A 22,154-nucleotide genomic window follows, 5' to 3' on the forward strand; every position below is an offset into this window, starting at 1 on the left:
TTTCATTCATGGACCGAATTGCAAAAGGCTGTCACGTGTTCCAACCGGCCGAGGGTTACGAGATCGTCGCGCAAACGCGATGTTCCGCCACCAGTTCCGAGTATCGCTTGGTGTTGGGCGCCACCGGCATTCCGTTCGAATTGGTTCGTCAGCAACGGACGTGGTACTTGGTCGTCCACAGCGAAGACGCGTCACGCGCGCTGGCCGAACTGGGCGAATACCAACGCGAAGAATCGGCCACCGGTCACACGTCGTCGCCATTGCATGCACCGTCCAGCATCGTTCGCACCGGATCGCTTTTCGGTGTCGTGATCTACTGTTTGGTATTGATGGCGGTCGCCTATCTGACTGCCAAGCATGCCCTGGGACATGACTGGTACTTGGCCGGGCAAATGAGTGCCGCCGATGTCATCGCCGGTCAGTGGTATCGAACCGTGACCGCGCTGACCCTTCACGTGGATCCGGGACACCTTGGATCTAATCTGGTTTACGGATCGGTGTTCGGATTCATGGCATCCAGGATTCTGGGCGCCGGTCCGGGTTGGTTGGTCGTCTTGCTGGGCGGTGCTTTGGGCAACGGGATCAATGCCCTGCTGCGACCGGCCGAACACGTTTCGATCGGGGCATCGACGGCGGTGTTTTCGGCCTTGGGGGTAATCTTGGCACACGCGGTCGTTTCGACCCGACAAGGATCGGAAACGCGTCCGCTGGTGCGGTGGGCGCCGGTCATCTGTGGGCTGATTCTGTTCGGATACCTGGGCATCGGCGACGAGCGCACCGATGTGGGCGCGCACGCGGCCGGGATGGTCGCCGGATTTTTGCTCGCTTTGCCGTTGCTGCGAGCGTCCGATCGTTGGCTGGATTCACGTCCGGTGACCTGGGCGGCCCTGGGGATCGGCGTGTCGTTGATCTCCGCTTGTTGGGTGATCGCGCTTTGGGTCGCCAAACAAGTCGTCGCGATCGGCTGACGATGTGTCCCCAGTCATGGGCCGGGCGATGCTTGACGTCTCGCGTTGTTGCCCGTCACACTACGTTGTCAAAAGCATTCAACCGCGCCCGTGGCACAATTGGATAGCGCGTCGGCCTCCGGAGCCGAAGGTTGTGGGTTCGAATCCCGCCGGGCGTATTGGATTCTCAGGTCTTCTCTGGCCTTGCGGTTGTCTCCGAAACCGCGTCGTTGTCTGTCGCACGTTGCAACGTGATGAACGTGTTTCACCGGCGTTATCATGGCGGCCATGATGAGTTTCTAGGCGTTAACGAATGCACCTGTGATGGGGACAGTTCCGATGAAAAATTTGGTGTCGGCGGCATGTGGGTTGGTTGTCCTCTTTTTCGGGACAGGTTGCGTCGGCATCGCTCAGGAGCAGGCCGATCCGAATCTCACCCGACTGCAAGTCTCGCCTTCGGGGCGTTGGTTGCAGTACAGCGACGGTCGACCATTCTTCTATCTGGGCGATACTGCTTGGGAGTTGTTTCACCGTTTGGATCGCCAGGAAGCGGATCGATATTTGGACGACCGGGCGGCGAAGGGCTTCACGGTGATTCAAGCGGTCGTCTTGGCCGAACGCGACGGTTTGGGGACGGCCAACGCGTATGGCCATACACCGTTGGTGGACAAGGATCCCGCGCGTCCCGATGTCCGCCCCGGAAACAACGATGATTACTGGGACCATGTCGACTATGTAGTCGGGGCCGCCGCGAAACGAGGTCTCGTGATCGGCATGTTGCCGACTTGGGGCAGTCATTGGTCCAGTCTAGGCGGTGGAAAGTCACGCGTTTTTGATGTGGACAATGCCAGGGAATATGGTCGTTGGATCGCCGCTCGCTATTCCACCGATCCCATCATTTGGATCTTGGGAGGTGACCGTAATATTTACAACGATCAAGACCGCCAGATCGTCGAATCGATGGCCCAAGGTTTGCGTGAAGGTGACCAAGGACATCACCTGATCACGTTCCATCCGCGTGGGCCAGGAAGATCATCGGACTATTTTCACAACGCGTCTTGGTTGGATTTCAACATGGTCCAGTCCTCTCATGCGGCCAGAGATCATGACAATGGTCGCTTCATCCGGCATGACTATGAACTTCGTCCGGTCAAACCGACGCTTGATGGCGAGCCACGCTATGAGCGCATCCCGGTGGGTTTCTACCTGAAGGGGATGAATCCGGACGACCGGTTCGACGACAACGATGTCCGTCAAGCGGCTTGGTGGGCCATGATGTCCGGCGCATGTGGTCACACTTATGGGAACAACAGTGTTTGGCAGATGTGGTCGACGGACGTCTCGCCGGCCATCCATGCCGACGTGCCTTGGCATCAAGCCCTGGACGATCCCGGTGCAGCCCAAATGGGATGGGTCAGGAAACTATTTGAACAATACGACTATCAGACGCTGCGTCCCGATCGCGAATTCATTGTTGATGCGCCGAAGCATGGAGGTGCTCACGTGCGCGGAATGCGATCCGACGATGGTGCACTGGCGATGGTCTATTCACCACAAGGCGAACCGTTCATGATCGATGTATCGCTGATGCGGCAACCAAGGACGCGTGCATCTTGGTACGATCCGCGGACCGGCCAATCCCAAGCTTTGCATACGATGGATAGCGTTGCATTTCAAACGTTCACTCCGCCCAGCCGTGGCCGCGGCAACGATTGGGTTCTGGTGCTGGAAAGCGTCAAATGAATGCAGCGGCGACATCACAGGATTCTTCAGCGAATCATCCAATTCATCGTGTGATCTTGGTTCACGGACTGTTGGAACCGGCTTGGGCCTTGGGGTTGATCGGTCGGTTTCTGAACCGGCATGGGTTACAGGTCGAATACTGGCACGACCGTTTGGCGTTTCGTCGATTGGACGAAAGTGTCGACCGACTGGCATCGACCATCGCTTCGGATTCCGGCGAAACGCCGAAAGACACCGCCTTGGTCACTCACAGTTTCGGCGACTGGGTTTCTCGTGCGGCGATCGCCAAAACTTCACATCATCGTGTCGGGGCGCTCGTGTCATTGGCTCCGGTGATGAAGGCGGGTGTCTTGCCGACGTTGGCCTGGTGCGTCAGCCGAAACTTGATGCCGGAAATTGCCGTCATCATGAATGCCGAACAAGCGCAAGCCAACTTGGACTGTGACCCAGACCTGCGTCGCTTGGTCATCTGGGCCAAGCCCGATGAAAGCCTGCGTCAATGCGATTTAGGCCATTTGTCGAACGTCACCGTTCGCCAAGTTTGGGCAACGCATTTGACGATTGTGTTACAACCGAATGTGCATCGAATGATCGGTTCGTTTCTTCAAGGTTAATCTTTCGTGATCGCTTGCCGACCAAGCGGTTTTACGAATCGGCGGGGCTTCGGACTTTCACTCCGGCGTTTTGTGGCTCCAAAGTCATGCCTTAATCCTTCACAAGGGCGGATACGGTTGCCGGCGTCATCCCATGCAAACCATGACTGTGGAAAACTGCGATATGCTGCGCCCTTGAACGGTTTCTTTCCACCGCGATTGATAACGGAGGTGTGGCGTTGGGGATTCCAAACATGGATCAGCGTAGTAGGAGTGCAAGCGTGACCGGCCAGGAAATCAAGCGAAAGCTGTTTGTACTGGACACCAACGTCATCTTGCACGATTCCCAGTGCCTACGTTCATTCCAGGAACACGATGTGGTCATTCCCATCACGGTTCTGGAAGAATTGGACGGATTCAAGAAAGGCCACGGCGACATCAATTATCAGGCGCGAGCCTTTCTGCGTGTGCTGGATGAATTGACCGGCGATGTTCTGAACGGACAAGGTGCATCCCTGGGACAGGGATACGGTCGGATTCGTGTGGTTTGGAAACAAGGGCGACACGAACGCATCAAGCAAGCGTTCTTTCAAGATTCACCCGATCACCGTATCGTCGGTACGGCGTTGGAATTATCCGATCACGAAGATCGCCCCGTGGTGCTGGTGTCCAAGGACACGAACATCCGAATGAAGGCGAAAGCATTTGGCTTGGTCGCGCAAGACTACATTCGCGACAAGGTCGAAAGCGTCGACAAGCTCTACACCGGCAAACGCCGTGTGGAAATCGAAGAAGCCGCATTGGATCAGTTTTATGACAATGGTCATGCGGTTCCCGCGGAAACGGTTCCCGTTGATCCACCGCCAGTTCCCAACGAGAACTTGATCCTTCGCAGCGGTGCCAAATCCGTTTTGGCATCCTACGACGAATCGAAAAAGGAATATCACCGCGTCGACAAGACGCGGTGCTATGGAATCACGCCCCGCAACGCTGAGCAATCGTTTGCGTTGCACGCGCTGGTGAACACCGAAATCCGATTGGTAACGCTCGCGGGCAAAGCCGGAACCGGAAAGACTCTGTTGGCTTTGGCCGCCGCCCTGCACCGGCGATCCGAATACCGACAGATTTTGTTGGCTCGACCGGTCGTACCACTCAGCAACCGTGATCTGGGATTCTTGCCCGGCGATGTGCACGCCAAGTTGGACCCGTACATGCAACCGCTGTATGACAACCTGGCCGTGATTCGGCATCAGTTCGATGAAAAGTCGCAGGAAGCACAACGCATCAACCAGATGCTGGAGCTTGAAAAGTTGGTGATCACGCCATTGGCGTACATCCGAGGACGCACGCTGCAGCGGACGTTCTTCATCGTCGATGAAGCCCAAAACCTGACGCCACACGAAGTGAAAACGATCATCACCCGCGCCGGCGAAGGGACCAAGATCATCTTCACCGGTGATGTGAACCAGATCGACCATCCGTACCTGGATGCCCTGTCCAACGGGCTGAGCTACCTGATCAGCCGCATGACGGGACAATCGATCTATTCCCACATCACGCTGGAAAAGGGTGAACGATCCGAGCTTGCCGATCTGGCCACGGCGTTGCTGTAGAACCGGGGCTTACGGCCTTGCGACCGAGGCTGGGGTTGTTTGTCGGCGACGGTTTGGACAAGCCCACGCCGTTGGAATGTGCGGGTTGTAACGATTGGCGTTGCGGTTCGGATCGGCGACGTCGATTTGGGATGTCGCTCCGCACCGTTGTCGCCGGAAGAATCGGAACTATTAGTTGGGTGGGAAACCCGACACGCCACATTCTTGTGGGGGGGAATCGCCGTTTGAATTCATAACCTAGACTCCCAATGACGACATTGTCACACAGCGATGGAGGCGTGGATCGATCATGATCACGCTTACCAGCGATGGGCAGGACGGCTTTGATGGGGCGGCCTGATTGCATCCTTTGCCCACAAGACAATCACGAAATCAACGGACGAAAAATTCAGTGCCGCAAAAATCGCCACAAAGAGATCCATTTGCGATCGCAAAGGAAGCTTTGCGTTTGGTGGGTGAATTCAGCACACCGCCGACGCCGGAGATCTATGAGGTCTGGTACCGCTATATCGAAGGTGCCGACGACGCGATGTTGGAACATTTAGATCATGCGGTCAACGACGCAAAGTCCGTCAGCGTTGATCTGCTGGCATCGTTGCATCAACAATTTTGTGTCGAAGGGCAGGAAACGGGTGCCAGTATCGGAGATGCGTTGGCTGCCGAATTGTCCAAGCTGCAAACCATCGTATTGAAGCAAAAGGACGCGGGATCCGAATTTGGTGATTCCATTCAGCAAGCCAGCGATATTTTGAAGACCGAAGACCAGAATCGCGACCGACTGATCGCGTGTGTGGCAAACCTTGCCGATGGCACGGTCAAAATGCAGCGACAGCTTGACGACATGGCCGGAAAGCTGGACGAAGCGCAACGACAAGTCTGTCATTTGCAAACCGACTTGGAAGCCTCGCAGCGCGGCATGATGACCGACCATCTGACCGGTGTTGGTAATCGACGTTTCTTCGATTCCCTGATCAAAAAGACGGTCCAGACGTTTGACCCGGATGCAGGCGAGATCTACTTAGTCCTCTTGGACATGGATCGCTTCAAGCAGATCAATGACACGCACGGGCACGAGGGCGGCGATCAAGTCATACGATTCGTTGCATCGGAGCTTGTCAGTTGCCGCAGTGATTCGTCGGTCGCACGCCTCGGCGGTGATGAGTTTGCGGTGTTCGTACGCACCAGCAACCGTGACGAAATCTTGCGTTACACCGAACAGATCCGCGAGCACTTGGGAAGCCAACAGTTGCAGCTTCGCAACAGCGGTCAAGTGATTTCGGGGATCCGGTTTTCACTGGGCGTTTCACGACTGCGGTCCAGCGACGATGAGGTGACCTGGTACACCCGCGCCGACAAATTGTTGTATCAAGCCAAGGATTTGGGACGGAACCGCGCCGTGGTGGAAAAGATCGCTGCGGCGGTCTGATCACCGGCCGGCGAATCAGCTTTCCGCTTGGCTGCCATGGACTTCGCGGGGCACATATCGACCGGCAAGGTCTTCGGCATAGTGCTCCGCCAGGACTTCTTCGAATTGTTCCCTTGATCGCAGACGTGCAAAGGCCAAACGGACCACGTCGTGATTCGGATGGCACTGCGAATACTTGATACAGAACTTTCGCATCAACAACGGTGCTCGTTCGGCCGTGTACGTTGATTCGCACAATGAAAAATGGTCGCGCATCACCGATGCTTGACGATGCAATCGGGGCGGATCGGGCAACGGTTTGCCTGCGGCCAAAGCAAGGGCTTGTTTAAAGATCCAAGGGTTTCCGATGGCCCCCCGCGCCACGGTGACACCATCGATTCCGGTTTGATCGATCATCCGCAGCGCATCCTCCGCGGCGAACAAGTCGCCACTGCCCAGGATCTTGATGCGGTCTCCGACGTGTTGTTTCACTTCGGTCAGAAACTCCCAACGACTTGGGCCGATGTATCGCTGCTCCACCGTCCGGCCGTGAACGGTTGCCGCCGCCAAGCCGGCGGAGATCGCGCCGTCCATGATTTCGAAGAAATGGTCGCGTGATTGTTGGCTATCGTCGATTCCCCGCCGCATTTTGACGGTCACCGGGATGGAATCCGGAACCACGTCGCGGGTCCGACGCAGAATTTCAATCGCGACCTTGGGCTGCGACAGATGAAAGCCGCCCCGGCATCGTCCCAAGACCTTCTTGACCGGACAGCCAAAATTCACATCGATGATGTCAAAACCCGCTTCGACCATCTTGGCCGCCCCAGCCGAAAACTGCTCTGGTTCGGCGCCCATCAGTTGGCCACCCACCGGCGGTTCGCTCGGGTGGATGTCCAGGAAGTGCTTGGTTTTTTGTCGTTTCTGAAGAGCCAGCAGGAACTGGTCCAGCATCACTTCGCAAATCGTGTAACTGGCCCCGTGACGGCGTGCGATCACCCGCATGGGCAGATCGCTGTATCCCGACAACGCGGCTTGGACGACCGGGAAACCGATCGACACGTTCCCGATTTTCAGTGGACGTAGCTGAACCGAAGGACTCATCAACAGGTTTGTTCCAAGGGGACCGCGGTCACCGACCGCTACACGAAAAGGTCGGCGGGCGTCATCATTCAGCCGTCGCCGATGTTTGATTGGATCGGCCGGTGGCCGACCCGTCATTCTTGACCGTCACAATACAACGCTTCACACATCGAACCAAGGCATTCTCAGACGCCAGACGCCATGAAAATCCAGCAGACCGAGTTCGGAAAAACCGCTGACCAGCAAGTCGTTTCGAAATACGTTTTGACCAACAGCCTCGGCAACCAGGTCGGGCTGATGGACTGGGGGGCCAGCCTGTTGCAGGTCGTTGTGCCCGACCGCAGCGGCGAATCGGTCAACGTGAATTGTGCCTTCGATTCGCTGTCGCCCTACCTGGGACGCCATCCATATTTCGGCAGCACGATCGGACGTTTTTGCAACCGAATCGAACACGCCAAGTTCACGATCGACGGTGTCGAGTATCCGTTAGACAAAAACCATGGCGATCACCAACTGCACGGCGGGGCTGACAATTTTTCACACCGGCTGTGGGAATCCGAATCGTTCCAGGATGGTGATGACCTTGGCGTGCGATTTCGTTTGACCAGCCCCGACGGCGACCAGGGATTTCCGGGGAAGCTAGCGGTGGTTTGCGAATACCGCTGGAACGATCAAAACGAGTTGTCGTTCCACTACGAAGCCCAAACAGACAAGCCCACGCATGTGAATCTGACCAATCACAGCTATTGGAATCTCAGCGCCATGCACGCCGGTAAAGCGACCGATCACATCGTGCAAATCGAAGCCGACCAATGGCTGGACGTCGACGACGATTTGATTCCCACCGGCAAGCTGAACGACGTCTCCGGCACGCCGCTGGATTTTCGCCAGCCCACCGCGATCGGCAAGCGTTTGGCGCAGTTGCCCGACACCAATGGTTATGACCACTGCTATGTCGTGCGTGGGAAGGCGGGGACTCTGCGACCGGCCGGGCGTGTGATCGACCCAGCCAGTGGGCGAACGATGGACGTCGAAACGACCCAAGTCGGCATGCAACTGTATTCGGCAAACCATTTGCCCGGCGATGACAGTTCAGCCAAAGTCGGCGGCCACGAAGCGTTCTGTATGGAAACCCAGCACTATCCGAACGCGCCCAACCGCCCGATGTTCCCCACGACGCTGCTGCTTCCCGGCAGCACCCTTCGGGAAACGACGCTGCACCGTTTCGGCGTTCTCAGTGACTAGCGGCGACTTGTCGGGAACTGGGCAACGGACTCCGTTTCGCCAATTAACGGGCTCCGTTTCGCCAATTAGAATGTTCCGCATTCGCAAGCGACAGTTCGGTGTGGCCACGTCAATTCGATTGATTTCGAATCGGATCGGTCGGCCTTTCGACACGGTCGCTGCGGATCCATGGCCCTGCCCCACCTCTTTCCTCCCGACAAAATCATTGGTGTTCGATGCGTCGTTCAACCGCTCTGTTGCTGATCTGTCTCGCAGCTTCACTGGTCGCATCCGGTTCCGCGACCGCTCAACAGGATTCGCCCCCGCAGAAGGAAGCCTTTCTGACTCCACCGGCTGATTCGCCCGACTATCGACTGTTGGGCGAATTTGTCGGCTCGGTCACGGATCCGTCGGGCGACGACCAGACACTGGGGCTGCAGGTCCGGCCGGTGGGAAATCGAGACTTCGATGGGCTGCTGTTCTCCGGCGGTTTGCCCGGCCAAGACGGTCACGATCCCGACGGGACTCGGGTCGAAGGCTTGCGCTCGGGCGACCTGATGATCTTGACCGGGACCGACAAGGTCTTTGTGCTCGACGCCGATCAGTGCCGCGTCATGTCGGTCGACGGCCAAGTCCTCGGACAACTCCGGCGGATCAAACGCGCCAGCCCCTCCCTTTCGGCCAAGCCGCCGGCCGACGCGGTGGTCCTGTTCGACGGGACCGGCACCGACCAGTTCAAGCCTGGGGCGATGGACGACGACGGGTTCCTGAAAGTCGGCGCGGACATGCTGCCGCTGTTCCAGGACTTTGATTTGCACTTGGAATTCAAACTGCCGTACATGCCCAAAAGCGATTCCCAGGCTCGTGGCAACAGCGGTATCTACATTCACAGCCGTTACGAATGCCAGGTGTTGGATTCCTTCGCCCAGCCACGGTTGTTCAACGGTTGCGGCGCGATCTATCGGTTCAAAGCTCCTGATCTGAACATGTGCCTGCCGCCACTGGTTTGGCAAACGTACGACATACGGTTTACCGCTGCACGTTGGAATGCCGACGGTTCCAAGCGTCGCAACGCAAGGATCAGTTCCTGGTTGAACGGTGTCAAAGTCCAAGACAATGTGGAAGTTGTCGACAAGACCGGACATGGACAGCCCGAGGGACCGACATTGTTGCCGACGAAGTTCCAGAACCACTCGGATCCAGTGCTGTATCGCAACATTTGGATCATCGATCGCGGGCTGGCCGTCGGCGACGATTTCCCGCCCGTTGCGCAACCAAAGGAGTCCAAGCAAACCAAGGCATCACCGGAAAAGAAACAGGCGGCAGACAAACAGGATGATTCCAAGCCGTCCGCCGAAGACGAACCGGCCAAGACGCCGGCGTCCGATTCGGATCCCCAGCCCTCGGAATCCCAGGCCTCGCAGGCTAAATCCTCGGAGTCCAAACCTGCAAGTACTCAGCCAGCCGGTGACGACTCGGACGATTCAGGTCAAGCCAACTAAGCTTCCCGCGACGTCTTTGTCGCACGATGGACTTTCAGTGCAACGCGGCATCAGCTGACCAAGCCCTTGGTGACCGTCATGAACACGTCTTCCAGCGTCGGATCACGGTCGTGAAAGGACTTCATTTTCACGCCAGCTTCATGCATCTGGTCGATCAAGTCGGCCAGTCCCTGATCATCCGTTTCCAATTCGGCGACGACCGAAATCGGTTCGACATCCAGCGATCGCAGCCCCGGATGGCTCCGCAGCACTGACAGCCCGGTGTCCTGATTTTCAATGAACCGAATCTCAACGACTCGGTTCTTGCGGATCTTTTGGTACACCTGATCGATCGGTCCGTGCAGCAAAAGCTTGCCACGTTCGATGATGCCGATCGATGTACAACAATCGGCCAACTCCGTCAGAATGTGGCTGCTGATCAAGATGGTTTTTCCCATCCGCCGCAACTCCTTCAGCAACGCTTTGACTTCCACGCGGGCCCGCGGATCCAATCCGCTTGCCGGTTCGTCCAAGATCAGCACCGGAGGGTCGTGAACCAACGTTTTGGCCAGACACAAACGCTGTTTCATCCCGCGTGACAAACCGTTGACAAAGTCATCACGCTTGTGCGTCAGGTCCAGCAATTCCAACACGTTGTCGATGATTTGGCGTCGTTCGGTTCGTCCGATTCGATAAGCGACGGCAAAGAAATCCAAAAACTCCCACACCCGCATCCCGTCATAAACGCCGAAATTGTCCGGCATGTATCCAACGTTCTGGCGGACCGCGATCGGATCCTCCATGACATCGGCCCCCGCGATTTCACCCCGGCCCCGACTGGCCCGCAACAGAGTCGCCAAAAAGCGAATCGTCGTACTCTTTCCGGCACCGTTGGGACCGATGAAGCCGAACGTCTCGCCTTGACCGATATGCAAATCGATCGACTCCACCGCGGTAAAGTCGCCGTAGTCTTTTCCAAAACCTTCCAAAGTGATCATCGGCTCTGGGGTCCACTGATGCGAATCTGGGTCGGGGTGTCCATCCGGCGGGTCGTCGCCAACGCACGGCGACGTTCGGTGTTCTCCGGTGCAACGAATTGCTGTGGAACCGATGGGCTGTTGGTGGCCAAATGACGCTGTCGCGATTTCGTCAATGCGTCCTGTTCCACCGGATCCACATCCGTCAGCACGCGACGGAAATCACTCGGCAAATTTTCGTCGTTTCTGAACGTCTGCTTGATCGGATAGCTCAGTTGCGACACCAAAACCGTATCGCCAGAGATCTGCGTAGCGGCGGGACGAATCGACATGCCATCGACTCGTTGTCCTAGTCGGCCAATCAGACGTACCTGTCCCGGTTCGATCGGCCATGACCAAATCATCGCAGCCCAAATCTTCGTGGCAACGGAGTCGATCGAATCCGGCATGCGAATGTCCGATGGCGAAACGAAAGCCAGCGGATGCGACGATCCCGCGACGCAATCGTCCACTTTTGCAACCGACACCTTTGATTCATTCGCGTCATCGCCCGCGCGAATCACATAGCAATCACGCAAATCAAACCGACTGCCGTTGTGCAACACCGCGACGGACGAGGTGGCGTCATCCGGGGCTTTCAATTCGATCGGGCCGTCCAATTCGATCATGCGTTCGGCGTGCAGAAACTCCGTGCGATTGCTGGCGACCGAAAACCCGCTCAGCTTGGTGCCTTCCGACGGTGAGGTTGAAAATGAAAACGGCGCGACTTCACCGCGACGCAATCGATAACTGGATAGATCAAACGGCGCCACCGCCGCGTCGTTCGTCTCGAAAGCGACCTCGTAATCGGTGGAAAGCGAATTGTAGATCGCGGCGACTTGGGTCAGGTGCCCGCGGTCGTGACCCGGTTGGGTTTCCAAGACGGCGATCTCCGTGTGGCTCCTTGCAAATCCAATGTCCAGACGAGCCACTCTGGCCACCCAGACCGCGCCCGCGATCGCCAATACAGGGATGGCAAACCAGGCATATTCGGTACGCCCCATCAAGCGAAAAATCAGAAAATTGATCGGCACCAAACAAACGAAATAGATCGCCAGTGTTCGGCCGACCAACCTGATCGATGGGATCTCCACACCAGATTCGTTCTGCAGCACTCGGCGGATCTGCGCAACCAAGCCGCTCATGGAATTCCAACCGGCGACGCCCTCGACCCCGCGACTCTGAAAGGATCCGCCTTGGTCCGCCACCAGAATCTGACGCTCGGTGGACTCCGGTGCAACGTCTGGTTCGTTGCTTTGGGTCGCAATCGCCGCGTCGCGTGATGCCAGACGCATGCCCGTGTTGATCAAGGCCATGTCCTGATCGACGGGCAAATCGGGATACATCTGGTCCAGCTCGCTTTCGGCATCCGCGGACTCTTGCGTCAAGCGTCGTCGTGGTCGATCCAAAATCACCGAATTGACAAAGCTATCGAACGAATCCCAATTGGTGGCCCACTCGCTTAGTAAATCAAACCTGGACTGAACCACCACGCCACGGCCCATCGGTCGCCGCGCGATCAGTTCGCCCGAACCGTCCACCCAACGGGTTTGCTCACGCACTTGGGCCTCGCTCATCACTCGCGCGGTCCCATCGCGTACCAGCGTGATTTGTTTCTCGACGGATCGATCCGATTCAACGGAAAACCGGTTCAGCATGGTTTCCGCAGCGCCCGCGTCCAATTCCAGGTTGCCGATGACCCGCAACGGAAGGTCTTTGCCCAAGACCGACCGCTGAATTGATTCCGCCGCATCACTGCCGTTCACGATCAAGCGGCCGCCGAAGTGAATCCAGTCGTCGATGGCCTGCCACTGCGACGGCGTCAACGTTTCCGCCGGAAGGTCATCCCAGAACAGGACGGACACCGACGACCAATCCAACATCGTCTCAGGGATTTCGACCATTCCATCGGTCAGCGGCAACACCACGCGATAGTGATTCGACGGTGCCGCTTGGCTGAACCGAGCGTAAGGACGCACCCAGTCAGCCACTTTCAGCCGAACAAAACGTTCCGGACGTTCGGTCAGTACGACAAAGAAGTATTCCTGCGGCGCCATGACCGAAAAACTGCCGCCACGCAACGTTTCCGGTTGGACCTGTCCGCGGACCTGCAGTCGTGAAAAAATCTCGACTTGAGAACCCATCGTGCCCGCGATCGCAGGCGCCAGGAATCGAAATTCGAACTGCCGCGATTGGCCCTTCGGCAACACCACCGGTCGGTCCGCCTGAATAGGCCAAGTCCGCCTTTGCCCGGTTACCGTTCCATCGCGATCGAGAACCGGGAAACGAATTTCGCTTTGCAGTCGGCCACGGCGATCACCCAAATTGGACTTGATCGTCTGCGATGCCGCCAACCAATGACCAGGTTTGATGGCAATGCCCGATCGCGTCCGGTCCGACGGAAAACCCACCGGTTCACTGTCGGTGTACTCGGTTTGCGGCAGTGATTGGTCTTGTTTGGCCGACGACGATTCGTCACGGCAGCCGTTGCACCCCGGAATCAGCAACAAACAGATCGCGATCAACCCGTTTCGGTATCTTGGTCGCATCGTGATCTCGAACGTGTCGGATTCGAAAGGTGATTGTGCCGTCGGCCGGAACGTATCGTTCCATTGCGGACCGGGCAATCGCCGGCCTTACCAGCCCATCACCATATTCGATTCGATCGCCCGACGGGCATGTTCCAGATCGCTGCCCGTTTCCATTCGATACAAACGGATCGCGTTGACTTTGTCGCCCGCTGATTTGCTCAGGCAATCACGAGCGATCACACAGGGATCCAATTTCGTGTCGGTCAGACCCAGGGCACCCTTGCTGATGACCCATGAATCTCGGGGACGACGGGTCAAACGAACGACCTCATCGGTCGGGTAAGCCTCCGAGACAACTTCACGAGCATCATCCTCGGTCTCTGCCCAAGTGATGATGATATGTGCTTCGGTTTCGATTTCGAAAAGTGGCACTTTGCGACTCCTTGAACTGACGTATGCGAAACGGTGGGACGGCCTGACCCAAGTATACCGAATCCGCACGCCTTCCTTGCGCAGAAGCAACCAGTTTGTCGGACCCGCACGGTGCGGTCGAACGTCTCAGCCACTCTCATCAATCACTGGTCACAGCACACCACGTCGGTACGCGTCGGCGACGCAGGCGACCCGTCAATTCAGCCCCATCGGCCCATCAGAAACCGCGTCAGCCCGATCTATGTCTTGATGTCATAGCCACGCAGGCACATGAATCCGAACGCGATGGTCGACGCCGCCAAGATTCCCCACTGCGTTGTCGACATGTGCAGTGTGTAACTGCACAGTTCGCCCCATGCCGACCACAGCCAGCGGGTCACCGAGAATCCGGCCAATAGATAGGTCAGCGACATGGGTTCATCCAAAAACGGTGATTGCGAAAAAGATGTTTGGAGCAACGCTTCCGACAGGCCACCTTCGCTCCGGCAGCACCGTCGTGCCGTCTCGGCCCGCGACAAAACCGCGACCAGATCAAACCAGATCGCCCAACGCTGCTTTTCGAAAACCTAGGTCGCATGATCAGGCGACGACGCCCAAATCCCGCTTCCAGCTCCCGGAATTTGGCGGCCAGACGCCCTGAAAGCCTTTCCAATCGTCACACCCGGAATCACCGTCGACGCGGACCCAAAGATCTGTGCCGAACTATCGCCTAACGGCTATTGTCACGGATTCTTTCGCCGATATACTTTGGCACTTCACGCGGGTGAGTCGGGCGTTTTCGCCAACTTGCCAGCGTTGCCGAAGCCGCCACGAGAGCACTTCTCGGACGCTTCCGGCGCGGTAGCTCAATTGGTTAGAGCCCCGGACTGTCGATCCGGAGGTTGCGGGTTCGAGTCCCGTCCGCGTCGCTTTCTCTCTCGCCGCTCTGGCAATCTCGCTGCCATCACTTTTTCTCTGGCAGAGGCCCTCATACAAGCCCACCCATCACTCTCCCTCCGGGAGAGTCGGGCTCTCAGGCCCGGAGAGGGCATTGGCTGTCGATACAACGCAGGCCGCCTCTCATTCGGCTGATCCGTTCACGACCACTCCCATCACTCTTCCTCCGGGAGAGTCGGGCTCTCAGGCCCGGAGATGGCATTCGCTGTCGATACAACCCAGGCCGCTTCTCATTCGGCTGATCTGTTCACGACCACTCCCATCACTCTTCCTCCGGGAGAGTCGGGCTCTCGGGCCCGGAGATGGCATTCGCTGTCGATACAACCCAGGCCGCTTCTCATTTGGCTCATCCGTTCACGACCACCCCCATCACTCTCCCTCCGGGAGAGTCGGGCTCTCAGGCCCGGAGATGGCATTCGCTGTCGATACAACCCAGGCCGCTTCTCATTCGGCTGATCCGTTCACGACCACTCCCATCACTCTTCCTCCGGGAGAGTCGGGCTCTCGGGCCCGGAGAGGGCATTCGCTGTGGACACAACTCAGGCCGCTTCTCATTTGGCTCATCCGTTCACGACCACCCCCCACCACTCTCCCTCCGGGTGGCCTGACGAATCGGTGGCAATCTGGGAGTTCTGGGGCTTTTTCTGGATTGAAAACGGTTGCGTCCCCTCGCTAGGTATTGGTTACCAAATCACTACCGCGAAGGAACGCAACCATGAGTCAAGTATCCGATAGGAATGCTCCGGCGAGAAGATCAGTTCGAGGCGATCGGGCCATGCAGGTCGTCAGCCCGCGGCGTGGTCAGCCGGGGGCGGCAACCGACCCTTCGACTTCGTGTGACCGCAAGAAAACTCAGCAGCTGCAAAGAGAACTACATTCACTGCGAGCCGAGTTGGAGCATTATCGCTCTTTGGCCACGCCCTCCGATCCGGTTGCAGCACTTCCCAACGACCGACCTCTTCGGGGACATCAATTTGGAGTTCGGTTGATCGCCTTGTGCATCGAGCTGGCAATGCGGGTCGGTTTTCGCGCCACGGCGTTTGTTGTGAAGTTGATGTTTGAATTTTTGGGTGTCGATCAGAAGGTTCCCTCCCACGATGCCATCGCTCAGTGGACGATGCGGTTGGGAGTTGCCGAGTTGGCCGAGACATTTGACAGCACTCAGGAGGTTCTCTGGATGGCCGATCACTCCAGCCAAATCGGTAAAGAGAAAGTCCTGCTGATCATCGGGATGCGGGTCGACGACTTGCCACCGCCGGGCGAAACACTCGATCTGGAAAAACTCAAAGTGCTCGCGATTGTGCCGGGGGAGAAATGGAAGAAGGAGGATGTCGATCGCGAGTATCAGCGACTGGCCGAAAAGATCGGCCCGCCGGTTTATCTTCTTTGCGATGGTGCGGTGGAACTTCGCGATCCGGCGAAAAATCTCGTCAAAGACGGCAAACAAGCCATCGTTCTTCAAGACCTCAAACACCACGCGGCCAACTTGCTCGAGAAACAGGTTGGGCGATCCGAGCGGTTCAAAGCGTTCATGACGCAGGTCGGGCTGACACGAAACCGAGTTCAACAAACCGAACTGAGTCACTTTATGCCGCCACCGCTGAAACAGAAATCGCGTTTTATGAATCTGGGCTCCCTGCTGCGTTGGTCGACCATGGTCATGCACCACCTGAATCATCCCGAAAGCGATTCGAGAGCAGGGGTCACCGAGGAGCGAATCGATGAGAAGCTTGGTTGGTTGCGTGACTTCGCTGACGACTTGGCGCAGTGGAATCAGTGTCAGGAAGTGATCAATGAAACTCTGGCGTGGATCAATCAAAGCGGGCTGAGATGTGATAGCACTGCTGAGCTGCGTGATCTGCTCGCGTCGTGGTTAGAGTTGCCGTCAGGTCAATCCGGTCGGCAGATGGCCGAGAAGCTTGTGGACTTTGTCGCCGCGAGCGAGCAACAACTTCCCGCGGGCTCTCGCGCGTGGCTTTCGACGGAGATCTTGGAATCGCTTTTCGGGCGGTTCAAACAGCTTGAACGGCAACACAGCAAAGGAGGATTCACTCGCTTGTTGGCGTGCCTTCCGACACTCTGCAGGCGAGTCACCGCCGACAGAGTCCGTTCCAGATTCAAACACGTCCAAGCCGGCGACGTTCAGCAATGGATCCGTGATACGCTACCGAATACCCTCACCGCCCGACGAAATGCCGCCTACCGAGAGGCTTTCGCACATCAATGATGAAAAACCAAAGTTATCACCGATTCGTCAGGCCACCCTCCGGGAGAGTCGGGCTCTCAGGCCCGGAGAGGGCAAATCACGGGCCCGGCCCAGCTGTCGAAACCACCCGCCGGCCAACCCATCAAGACTTCAGCTTCGCAAACACCCGGCCAAAGCGGATCAATCCAGACCGCAACCTCCGGCGCGACCAACTCGACCGCCTCCGCTTCTTGACACGATTCCCCGCACGACCCAAGGCAACCGAAACACTTGACCGCCCAGCCATTCCGTACGCCGCCGCACCAGCCTCGGCAACCGGATGCTCTCGACCACCGTCATCCGTTTCCACCCTCACCTGCCCACCCGTTACCGACGCGCCTGCCACCCGCCCACCTTCGACCGGATCACCCTCCCCGCTCGCGGCCGAACCGGCGACCCCAGTGCTCGCCAACTCTGATTCAGCGAAGCCGTTCTGGTTGCTCGGTGCCGTCGGTTCCTCCTGCCTGCCCTGCCCCTTCGACTGGTCTGTCCCCTTCGATCCCGATGCCGACATCCGGTCCAGCGGGCTGACCACTTTGACGTCGTCGCGGTTCAACACGTGCGTATAGATCATCGTCGTCTTCAGATCCGCATGGCCCAGTAGTTCTTGGATCGTCCGGATGTCCGTGCCTCCCTTCAGCAAGTGAGTCGCAAAGCTGTGGCGAAACGTATGCGACGTCACATGCTTATGAACCTCCGCACCCCGCACCGCTCGTCTCAGTTGTTTCGCGAACGTGTCCGCATGGATGTGATGCCGATGAAAGCGATGGCTACGCGGATCTTTCGACAGCCTCTGTGACGCAAACACAAATTGCCATTTCAGCTCGCGGTGTGCCTCAGGGTATTTCTTGTCCAATGCATACGGCAACCAAACCGACGCCTGGCCCATGATCACGTCCTGTTCATGCAAATGTTATCGCCATTGCATCTGCTTTCTCAGTTCGTCCGCCACACTCTGCGGCAACGGAACAAAACGACTCTTGTTGCCCTTACTGTGATGGACCTGGATTTGCATCAAGTCAAAATCGACATCCTTCATCCTTAAACGCAAAGCTTCGCTGATCCGCATCCCGCTTCCGTACAACAGCTGGGCGATCAAGCGGTGCATACCCGCCAAACGGCTCAGCACCTCGCGAACTTCCTCCTCGCTCATCACCGACGGGATGTTCGGGTGTTTGGTCGAACGCGTCGCGTTGATCGGCCCCATGTCACGTTTCAAAACGTGTTCAAAGAAGAACCTCAATGCATAGAAGGCTTGATTCTGTGTCGACGGGGCCACATCGCCTTCGACCACCAAGTCCGTCAAGTAATGCTCGATATCACGCTCCCCCACTTCGGCAAAATCCGCCAAGCGTTCCAGGCCCCGCGCCGCCATGAATCCACGCAACTTCCCGACGTATGCCTTCTCCGTTTTCATCGCCTTGCCCTCCAAGCGACACTGACGACGAAGCGCTTGAACGGCATCCGGGTCCCGCGGACTGATCGGCCCGACAATCTCGTCAATCGTCAACGGGTCTTCGCCCGTCCCCTCGCGATGCGCCAACTCCTGCAACTTCGACCGAATCGGCTCCAAGCCCCCCAGGGATGATCTCGGGTGCAATCGCTCGTACTCGATCAATCCGTCCACGATCAACAGTCGCTTCCAAGCCGGCATCCCCGCCTGCAACTTCGCTCGCAAAAAAGCAACAACGTCGTCGACCGCAAAAACCCAGCGGTCCGGGTCTTTCACGTTGTGATAGCGAACCATGCCGCCGAACCAGATGTTGGCCCATCGTTCGCGAGCTTCACGCGGGTCCTCCGATTCGGCCCCGCCACCCATAGCCGGTGTGTTCACGTCAGTCAGTCCTTCGAATCGCTGGAAAAGGCCGTCGAGGTGGCCCAAGAAATTCTCAGCGGGACGTCCATGCACCCTTGGGGGTCAAGCAATCTTGCGTGACCCCGCCGAGTCTCGCAAATCAAAACAGATTGTCAAGAGTTTACTAGAGAAAAAATGTTCACTTGGCTTGTCCGCGGCTCGATCCGCCTCAGCCGCGACGGCCCAATTGACCTCGCTGCTTGATCGTCACCAAGTCAATTGCACGGCCAGCCCCGCCAATGCTTTTGCAGGGATGGTCGCGGCCTCACTTCTCCGGCGATGAGATGCTGCGAATCGAATCGATACTTTGGCGACTCGCTCACCAAGCAATCGAGTCAACTCATACCCAAAATTTTGACGGCTTCGGCTCGGTTGCGGATCGGCTCGATGGCACTGTCTCCGCGGCCGAAACCACGGTGCGACTTAGATCCGACCCGCCGCTGTGACGCAGTGTCGCCAAAAAATCATGCCCAAATTTCCCACGCGGCCCCTCGCCAGCGTTAAAATCGAACCAACATCGTTGCAGGTCGACGCCGGAGCGTTCCGCTCTCGTCACAGACGACGGTTCCATTCTTGCGGGGCATCGGGGCAATCGCTTGAGCCGACGCACTGCGGGACCAACCTTTCGGGCAAAAAGGGGCACCCAAAAAGATGGCGGTGTCACCCAAAGGCCCGAAGGCTAGACCCGGCAAGCGTCCCAAGGCCTTAGGCCCAGCGGCGCAAGACGAGACGTGTCGCTCGTGGCGGCAATTCTCAAAGAACGTGTTCTCCCAGAACGGCTGCTTTCCGGGAGAACAACGCAAACCAAGAGGACGTTTCTGGGAGAACAGGCCATCGCATTCGCGGAGAACACCCCTCCAGGCCGAAACTCCCCGACCCGTCCGGAGAATTCAAAGTTCCCCGACAAAGACTCAATTATCGCCAACCCGTACACACCGCCCCACCAAGACGAGCACGATACACCATCACAAGCACGCACTGGATCGTGTCTGTTGACCACTGCGGCGATCTGCATCTACACAATTCTTGGCCTGGTGGTTCTGGTTTGCGCTTTTGACATCGCTATTACATGGGGCGATCCCAAGGGCGGTGCGAGCGGAAATCTCCCGCCCGTGTTGACAACGGATGAACGAATATCTCGTTCGGTTTACCCCGGAATTGCAGCGTTAACTTGCTTGGTGCTCGGCGGATTGCTTTGGCGATTCCGCAGACGGTAGCCGATGCATTGTTTGGTCGTGCATCTGCGGTTCAAAACCGGATTTGCCTGCGGTCGATGCGCTCGGTAGGATTGGTTTACGTCAATCGCGTTGGTTGACAAACACTGCGCTGCAGAAAACGGGGAACCATGAATTGCACGGGAGATCGCCAAGACGCGTTTTCCAATGGATCGTCTTGGGGGCGATCCCCGTGAATTCCGCCGTTCGCCGACTGAAATGATCGATTCTTGATGTGTTTGTTCGCCAATCACGCTTCTGACACCGGGGACGTGTGACGCCATGCCGCGAGCACTGCTGACAATTGCCATCGTTCTCTTGCTATTCATGCTTCTGTTTCAGCTCTATCGTATGCAGGGCACTGGCACGTTCCACGCTGACTACTACTATCTGCCACTCCGTGAATATGTGGACGCGGATCGCCAATACGAGATGGAGGCGATGGTGATCGAACGATACAATGCGGCGAGTAGACGTTCAGCGTCGATTTCGCTCGTAGCACTCGGCACCGTGTTGTTGTGCGTGACCCTCGCCTATCGTGGATTACCGTCACCCGTCACAGATTCAAAACCGGGCGGCGAACCAAGCGATGGACACGGAGCCGCCGACAGCGCGTTTCCGGATGGTTGATCGCTCGCGGCGGCCCGGTCATCGCCACCGTTATCCGACTGAGTATCTCCCTAATGCTCGCTAAAGCTTCATGGTGCTAGACGTCACCTCTTCAACCAAAAGCTCAGTATCTACGCAGATGAAATCCGTCGCTTGTAGTCGCAAATACCTTTTTGCTCGCTCCGTTATGGAGATTGGACTTACCGCCGCCCTGCTCTGTGCTGTTGCGTGGTTCGACTGGATAGTTGCTCTGTGTATCGCATTGCTGGCTGTCATGCCGCTGTGGTTCCTTTGGAAATGCAGAACGATGTATCGCTTTGCATTTGGGAACGGCCAGATCCGCACGCACAAAGTATTTACCAACCATGTAGATATTTCGGCCCCAGCTCACGCTATCCAATCCGTCGCTGTATACCAAGGTGTTGTTGAGTCTATATGCAACGCAGGAACCATTGAAATTGACACGTCGGGAACCAACCTGCAAAATGCGAAATTCGTTTGGCCACACCTTCCCGATCCCGATAGCGTCGCCTCCGAACTGCGAATGCTGGCATCTGGCGCAAACGACGAATAACAATGCGTCGCACCGGAGACGCGGTGGATTGTTTTCTCGTGACCTCAATGTCTTCTCCCGCGTCCCGGTGGACGCTTCCGTTCGCCGACCGATACCGATGCTCAACTGCTAACGCTGATTGATACGTCGCTACCTCATCTTCGCGATCTTGCTTGCGTCCGCTTGGATCGTAATGACCATGACGCACGAATTCGGGCACATCGTTGGCGGCATGGCATGCGGTGCGACGCTGACCGACTTCGACCTCGCTCCCTGGCGGATGCCCTACAGCTTGCACTCACCCGATCCGCATCCGCTTGTGACACTCTGGGCCGGGCCGCTGCTTGGCGTTGCCGTCCCGTTCATTGGGGCGGCACTCGTCCGTAAACGCTGGGCGTGGTTCATCGCTGACTTTTGCTTGATTGCCAATGGTGGCTATCTCGCTTTGGCTTGGCTGTCAGGTGACCGCTTTCTCGACACGCCTCGACTGCTCGCCGCCGGGGCTCATCCCGGTTCGATCGTGGTATATTGTATGGTGACGATCGGCGTTGGTTACGTTTGGTTCCGGTCCGACTGCATTCACTTTCTCGCACCGCAACCAAGTGGCGGCGAACCATGCCGTGCACCGGAGCGGCGTCAGCGAGTTTCCTGATGGTAGGGTTTACTCCCGCCGC

The 22,154-nt window shown here is 57.3% G+C and carries 16 protein-coding genes, 2 tRNA genes and 1 pseudogene; 13 read left to right on the plus strand and 6 right to left on the minus strand.

Annotated elements, in window-relative coordinates; translation table 11 throughout:
- The first annotated feature begins 8 nt into the window (after positions 1–8).
- The 6 genes from Mal65_RS00735 (at position 9) to Mal65_RS00760 (ending at position 6,322) form a co-directional block, all read left to right on the plus strand.
- The gene (locus tag Mal65_RS00735) at positions 9–968 is read left to right on the plus strand and encodes a rhomboid family intramembrane serine protease (protein ID WP_145292750.1); all 960 of its coding nucleotides are present in this window, start codon (positions 9–11) and stop codon (positions 966–968) included.
- Positions 969–1,052: 84 nt separating this feature from the next.
- Positions 1,053–1,126 (plus strand) — tRNA-Arg (locus Mal65_RS00740).
- Positions 1,127–1,286: 160 nt separating this feature from the next.
- Positions 1,287–2,690 carry a glycoside hydrolase family 140 protein gene (locus Mal65_RS00745; protein ID WP_145292752.1) on the plus strand — a complete coding sequence of 468 codons (1,404 nt, stop codon included), beginning with the start codon at positions 1,287–1,289 and terminating at the stop codon, positions 2,688–2,690.
- Positions 2,687–3,304: an esterase/lipase family protein gene (locus tag Mal65_RS00750; protein WP_145292754.1), complete on the plus strand. Its 618-nt coding sequence runs from the start codon at positions 2,687–2,689 to the stop codon at positions 3,302–3,304. Before Mal65_RS00745 ends, Mal65_RS00750 begins: the two co-directional genes overlap by 4 nt.
- Before the next feature lie 233 nt (positions 3,305–3,537).
- Positions 3,538–4,896 (plus strand): PhoH family protein, encoded by a 1,359-nt coding sequence (locus Mal65_RS00755; RefSeq protein ID WP_145292756.1) that lies wholly within the window; start codon positions 3,538–3,540, stop codon positions 4,894–4,896.
- A gap of 391 nt (positions 4,897–5,287) precedes the next feature.
- The gene (locus Mal65_RS00760; protein ID WP_145292758.1) at positions 5,288–6,322 is read left to right on the plus strand and encodes a GGDEF domain-containing protein; all 1,035 of its coding nucleotides are present in this window, start codon (positions 5,288–5,290) and stop codon (positions 6,320–6,322) included.
- Positions 6,323–6,337: 15 nt separating this feature from the next.
- On the opposite strand, the gene Mal65_RS00765 is transcribed toward Mal65_RS00760, so the two are convergent.
- Complete coding sequence (locus tag Mal65_RS00765) at positions 6,338–7,405, minus strand: tRNA dihydrouridine synthase (RefSeq protein ID WP_145292760.1); 1,068 nt, start codon at positions 7,403–7,405, stop codon at positions 6,338–6,340.
- A 180-nt stretch (positions 7,406–7,585) separates the two neighbouring features.
- Here Mal65_RS00765 and Mal65_RS00770 point away from each other — a divergent pair, with 180 nt between their 5' ends.
- Together Mal65_RS00770 and Mal65_RS00775 are read left to right on the plus strand one after the other, a co-directional pair.
- Entirely contained in the window at positions 7,586–8,629 is a 1,044-nt protein-coding gene (locus Mal65_RS00770; protein ID WP_145292763.1) for an aldose epimerase family protein, read from the plus strand.
- 215 nt (positions 8,630–8,844) lie between these two features.
- Complete coding sequence (locus tag Mal65_RS00775; RefSeq protein WP_145292765.1) at positions 8,845–10,110, plus strand: 3-keto-disaccharide hydrolase; 1,266 nt, start codon at positions 8,845–8,847, stop codon at positions 10,108–10,110.
- 50 nt (positions 10,111–10,160) lie between these two features.
- On the opposite strand, the gene Mal65_RS00780 is transcribed toward Mal65_RS00775, so the two are convergent.
- The 4 genes from Mal65_RS00780 to Mal65_RS26285 all read right to left on the minus strand — a co-directional run bounded on the left by Mal65_RS00780 (position 10,161) and on the right by Mal65_RS26285 (position 14,481).
- A complete protein-coding gene (locus Mal65_RS00780; RefSeq protein ID WP_145292767.1) occupies positions 10,161–11,087 on the minus strand; it encodes an ABC transporter ATP-binding protein in 927 nt (308 codons plus the stop codon).
- Positions 11,084–13,654 (minus strand): hypothetical protein, encoded by a 2,571-nt coding sequence (locus tag Mal65_RS00785; protein WP_145292769.1) that lies wholly within the window; start codon positions 13,652–13,654, stop codon positions 11,084–11,086. The genes Mal65_RS00780 and Mal65_RS00785 overlap by 4 nt, the downstream gene beginning before the upstream one ends.
- A gap of 87 nt (positions 13,655–13,741) precedes the next feature.
- Positions 13,742–14,068 carry a DUF6793 family protein gene (locus Mal65_RS00790; RefSeq protein ID WP_145292771.1) on the minus strand — a complete coding sequence of 109 codons (327 nt, stop codon included), beginning with the start codon at positions 14,066–14,068 and terminating at the stop codon, positions 13,742–13,744.
- 239 nt (positions 14,069–14,307) lie between these two features.
- Positions 14,308–14,481: a hypothetical protein gene (locus Mal65_RS26285; RefSeq protein WP_165700988.1), complete on the minus strand. Its 174-nt coding sequence runs from the start codon at positions 14,479–14,481 to the stop codon at positions 14,308–14,310.
- A gap of 421 nt (positions 14,482–14,902) precedes the next feature.
- Here Mal65_RS26285 and Mal65_RS00795 point away from each other — a divergent pair.
- Together Mal65_RS00795 and Mal65_RS00800 are read left to right on the plus strand one after the other, a co-directional pair.
- Positions 14,903–14,976: transfer RNA gene (locus Mal65_RS00795), tRNA-Asp, on the plus strand.
- Between the two features lie 1,082 nt (positions 14,977–16,058).
- Complete coding sequence (locus tag Mal65_RS00800; protein WP_145292773.1) at positions 16,059–17,231, plus strand: hypothetical protein; 1,173 nt, start codon at positions 16,059–16,061, stop codon at positions 17,229–17,231.
- A 121-nt stretch (positions 17,232–17,352) separates the two neighbouring features.
- Here the strand turns inward: Mal65_RS00800 and Mal65_RS27070 are convergent.
- Positions 17,353–19,068: pseudogene (locus Mal65_RS27070) on the minus strand (integron integrase).
- A gap of 1,532 nt (positions 19,069–20,600) precedes the next feature.
- On the opposite strand from Mal65_RS27070, the gene Mal65_RS00810 reads away from it, so the two are divergent.
- From Mal65_RS00810 to Mal65_RS00820, 3 genes are all read left to right on the plus strand, one after another.
- Positions 20,601–20,948 (plus strand): hypothetical protein, encoded by a 348-nt coding sequence (locus Mal65_RS00810; RefSeq protein ID WP_145292775.1) that lies wholly within the window; start codon positions 20,601–20,603, stop codon positions 20,946–20,948.
- 118 nt (positions 20,949–21,066) lie between these two features.
- On the plus strand, positions 21,067–21,501 hold the full coding sequence (locus tag Mal65_RS00815) for a PH domain-containing protein (protein WP_165700989.1): 435 nt from the start codon (positions 21,067–21,069) through the stop codon (positions 21,499–21,501).
- Between the two features lie 178 nt (positions 21,502–21,679).
- On the plus strand, positions 21,680–22,132 hold the full coding sequence (locus Mal65_RS00820; protein WP_231131254.1) for a hypothetical protein: 453 nt from the start codon (positions 21,680–21,682) through the stop codon (positions 22,130–22,132).
- The last annotated feature ends 22 nt before the right edge of the window (positions 22,133–22,154 follow it).

It is taken from the genome of Crateriforma conspicua, assembly GCF_007752935.1.
Taxonomy (GTDB): Bacteria; Planctomycetota; Planctomycetia; order Pirellulales; family Pirellulaceae; genus Crateriforma; species Crateriforma conspicua.

Coding starts and splice junctions, on each gene's coding strand:
- Mal65_RS00735 (WP_145292750.1), top strand. CDS start 9: ATGGACCGAATTGCAAAAGGCTGTCACGTGTTCCAACCGGCCGAGGGT.
- Mal65_RS00770 (WP_145292763.1), top strand. CDS start 7,586: ATGAAAATCCAGCAGACCGAGTTCGGAAAAACCGCTGACCAGCAAGTC.
- Mal65_RS00820 (WP_231131254.1), top strand. CDS start 21,680: ATGACGCACGAATTCGGGCACATCGTTGGCGGCATGGCATGCGGTGCG.
- Mal65_RS00780 (WP_145292767.1), bottom strand. CDS start 11,087: ATGATCACTTTGGAAGGTTTTGGAAAAGACTACGGCGACTTTACCGCG.
- Mal65_RS00755 (WP_145292756.1), top strand. CDS start 3,538: ATGGATCAGCGTAGTAGGAGTGCAAGCGTGACCGGCCAGGAAATCAAG.
- Mal65_RS00750 (WP_145292754.1), top strand. CDS start 2,687: ATGAATGCAGCGGCGACATCACAGGATTCTTCAGCGAATCATCCAATT.
- Mal65_RS26285 (WP_165700988.1), bottom strand. CDS start 14,481: ATGTCGCTGACCTATCTATTGGCCGGATTCTCGGTGACCCGCTGGCTG.
- Mal65_RS00745 (WP_145292752.1), top strand. CDS start 1,287: ATGAAAAATTTGGTGTCGGCGGCATGTGGGTTGGTTGTCCTCTTTTTC.
- Mal65_RS00775 (WP_145292765.1), top strand. CDS start 8,845: ATGCGTCGTTCAACCGCTCTGTTGCTGATCTGTCTCGCAGCTTCACTG.
- Mal65_RS00800 (WP_145292773.1), top strand. CDS start 16,059: ATGTTTGAATTTTTGGGTGTCGATCAGAAGGTTCCCTCCCACGATGCC.
- Mal65_RS00785 (WP_145292769.1), bottom strand. CDS start 13,654: ATGCGACCAAGATACCGAAACGGGTTGATCGCGATCTGTTTGTTGCTG.
- Mal65_RS00815 (WP_165700989.1), top strand. CDS start 21,067: ATGAAATCCGTCGCTTGTAGTCGCAAATACCTTTTTGCTCGCTCCGTT.
- Mal65_RS00765 (WP_145292760.1), bottom strand. CDS start 7,405: ATGAGTCCTTCGGTTCAGCTACGTCCACTGAAAATCGGGAACGTGTCG.
- Mal65_RS00810 (WP_145292775.1), top strand. CDS start 20,601: ATGCCGCGAGCACTGCTGACAATTGCCATCGTTCTCTTGCTATTCATG.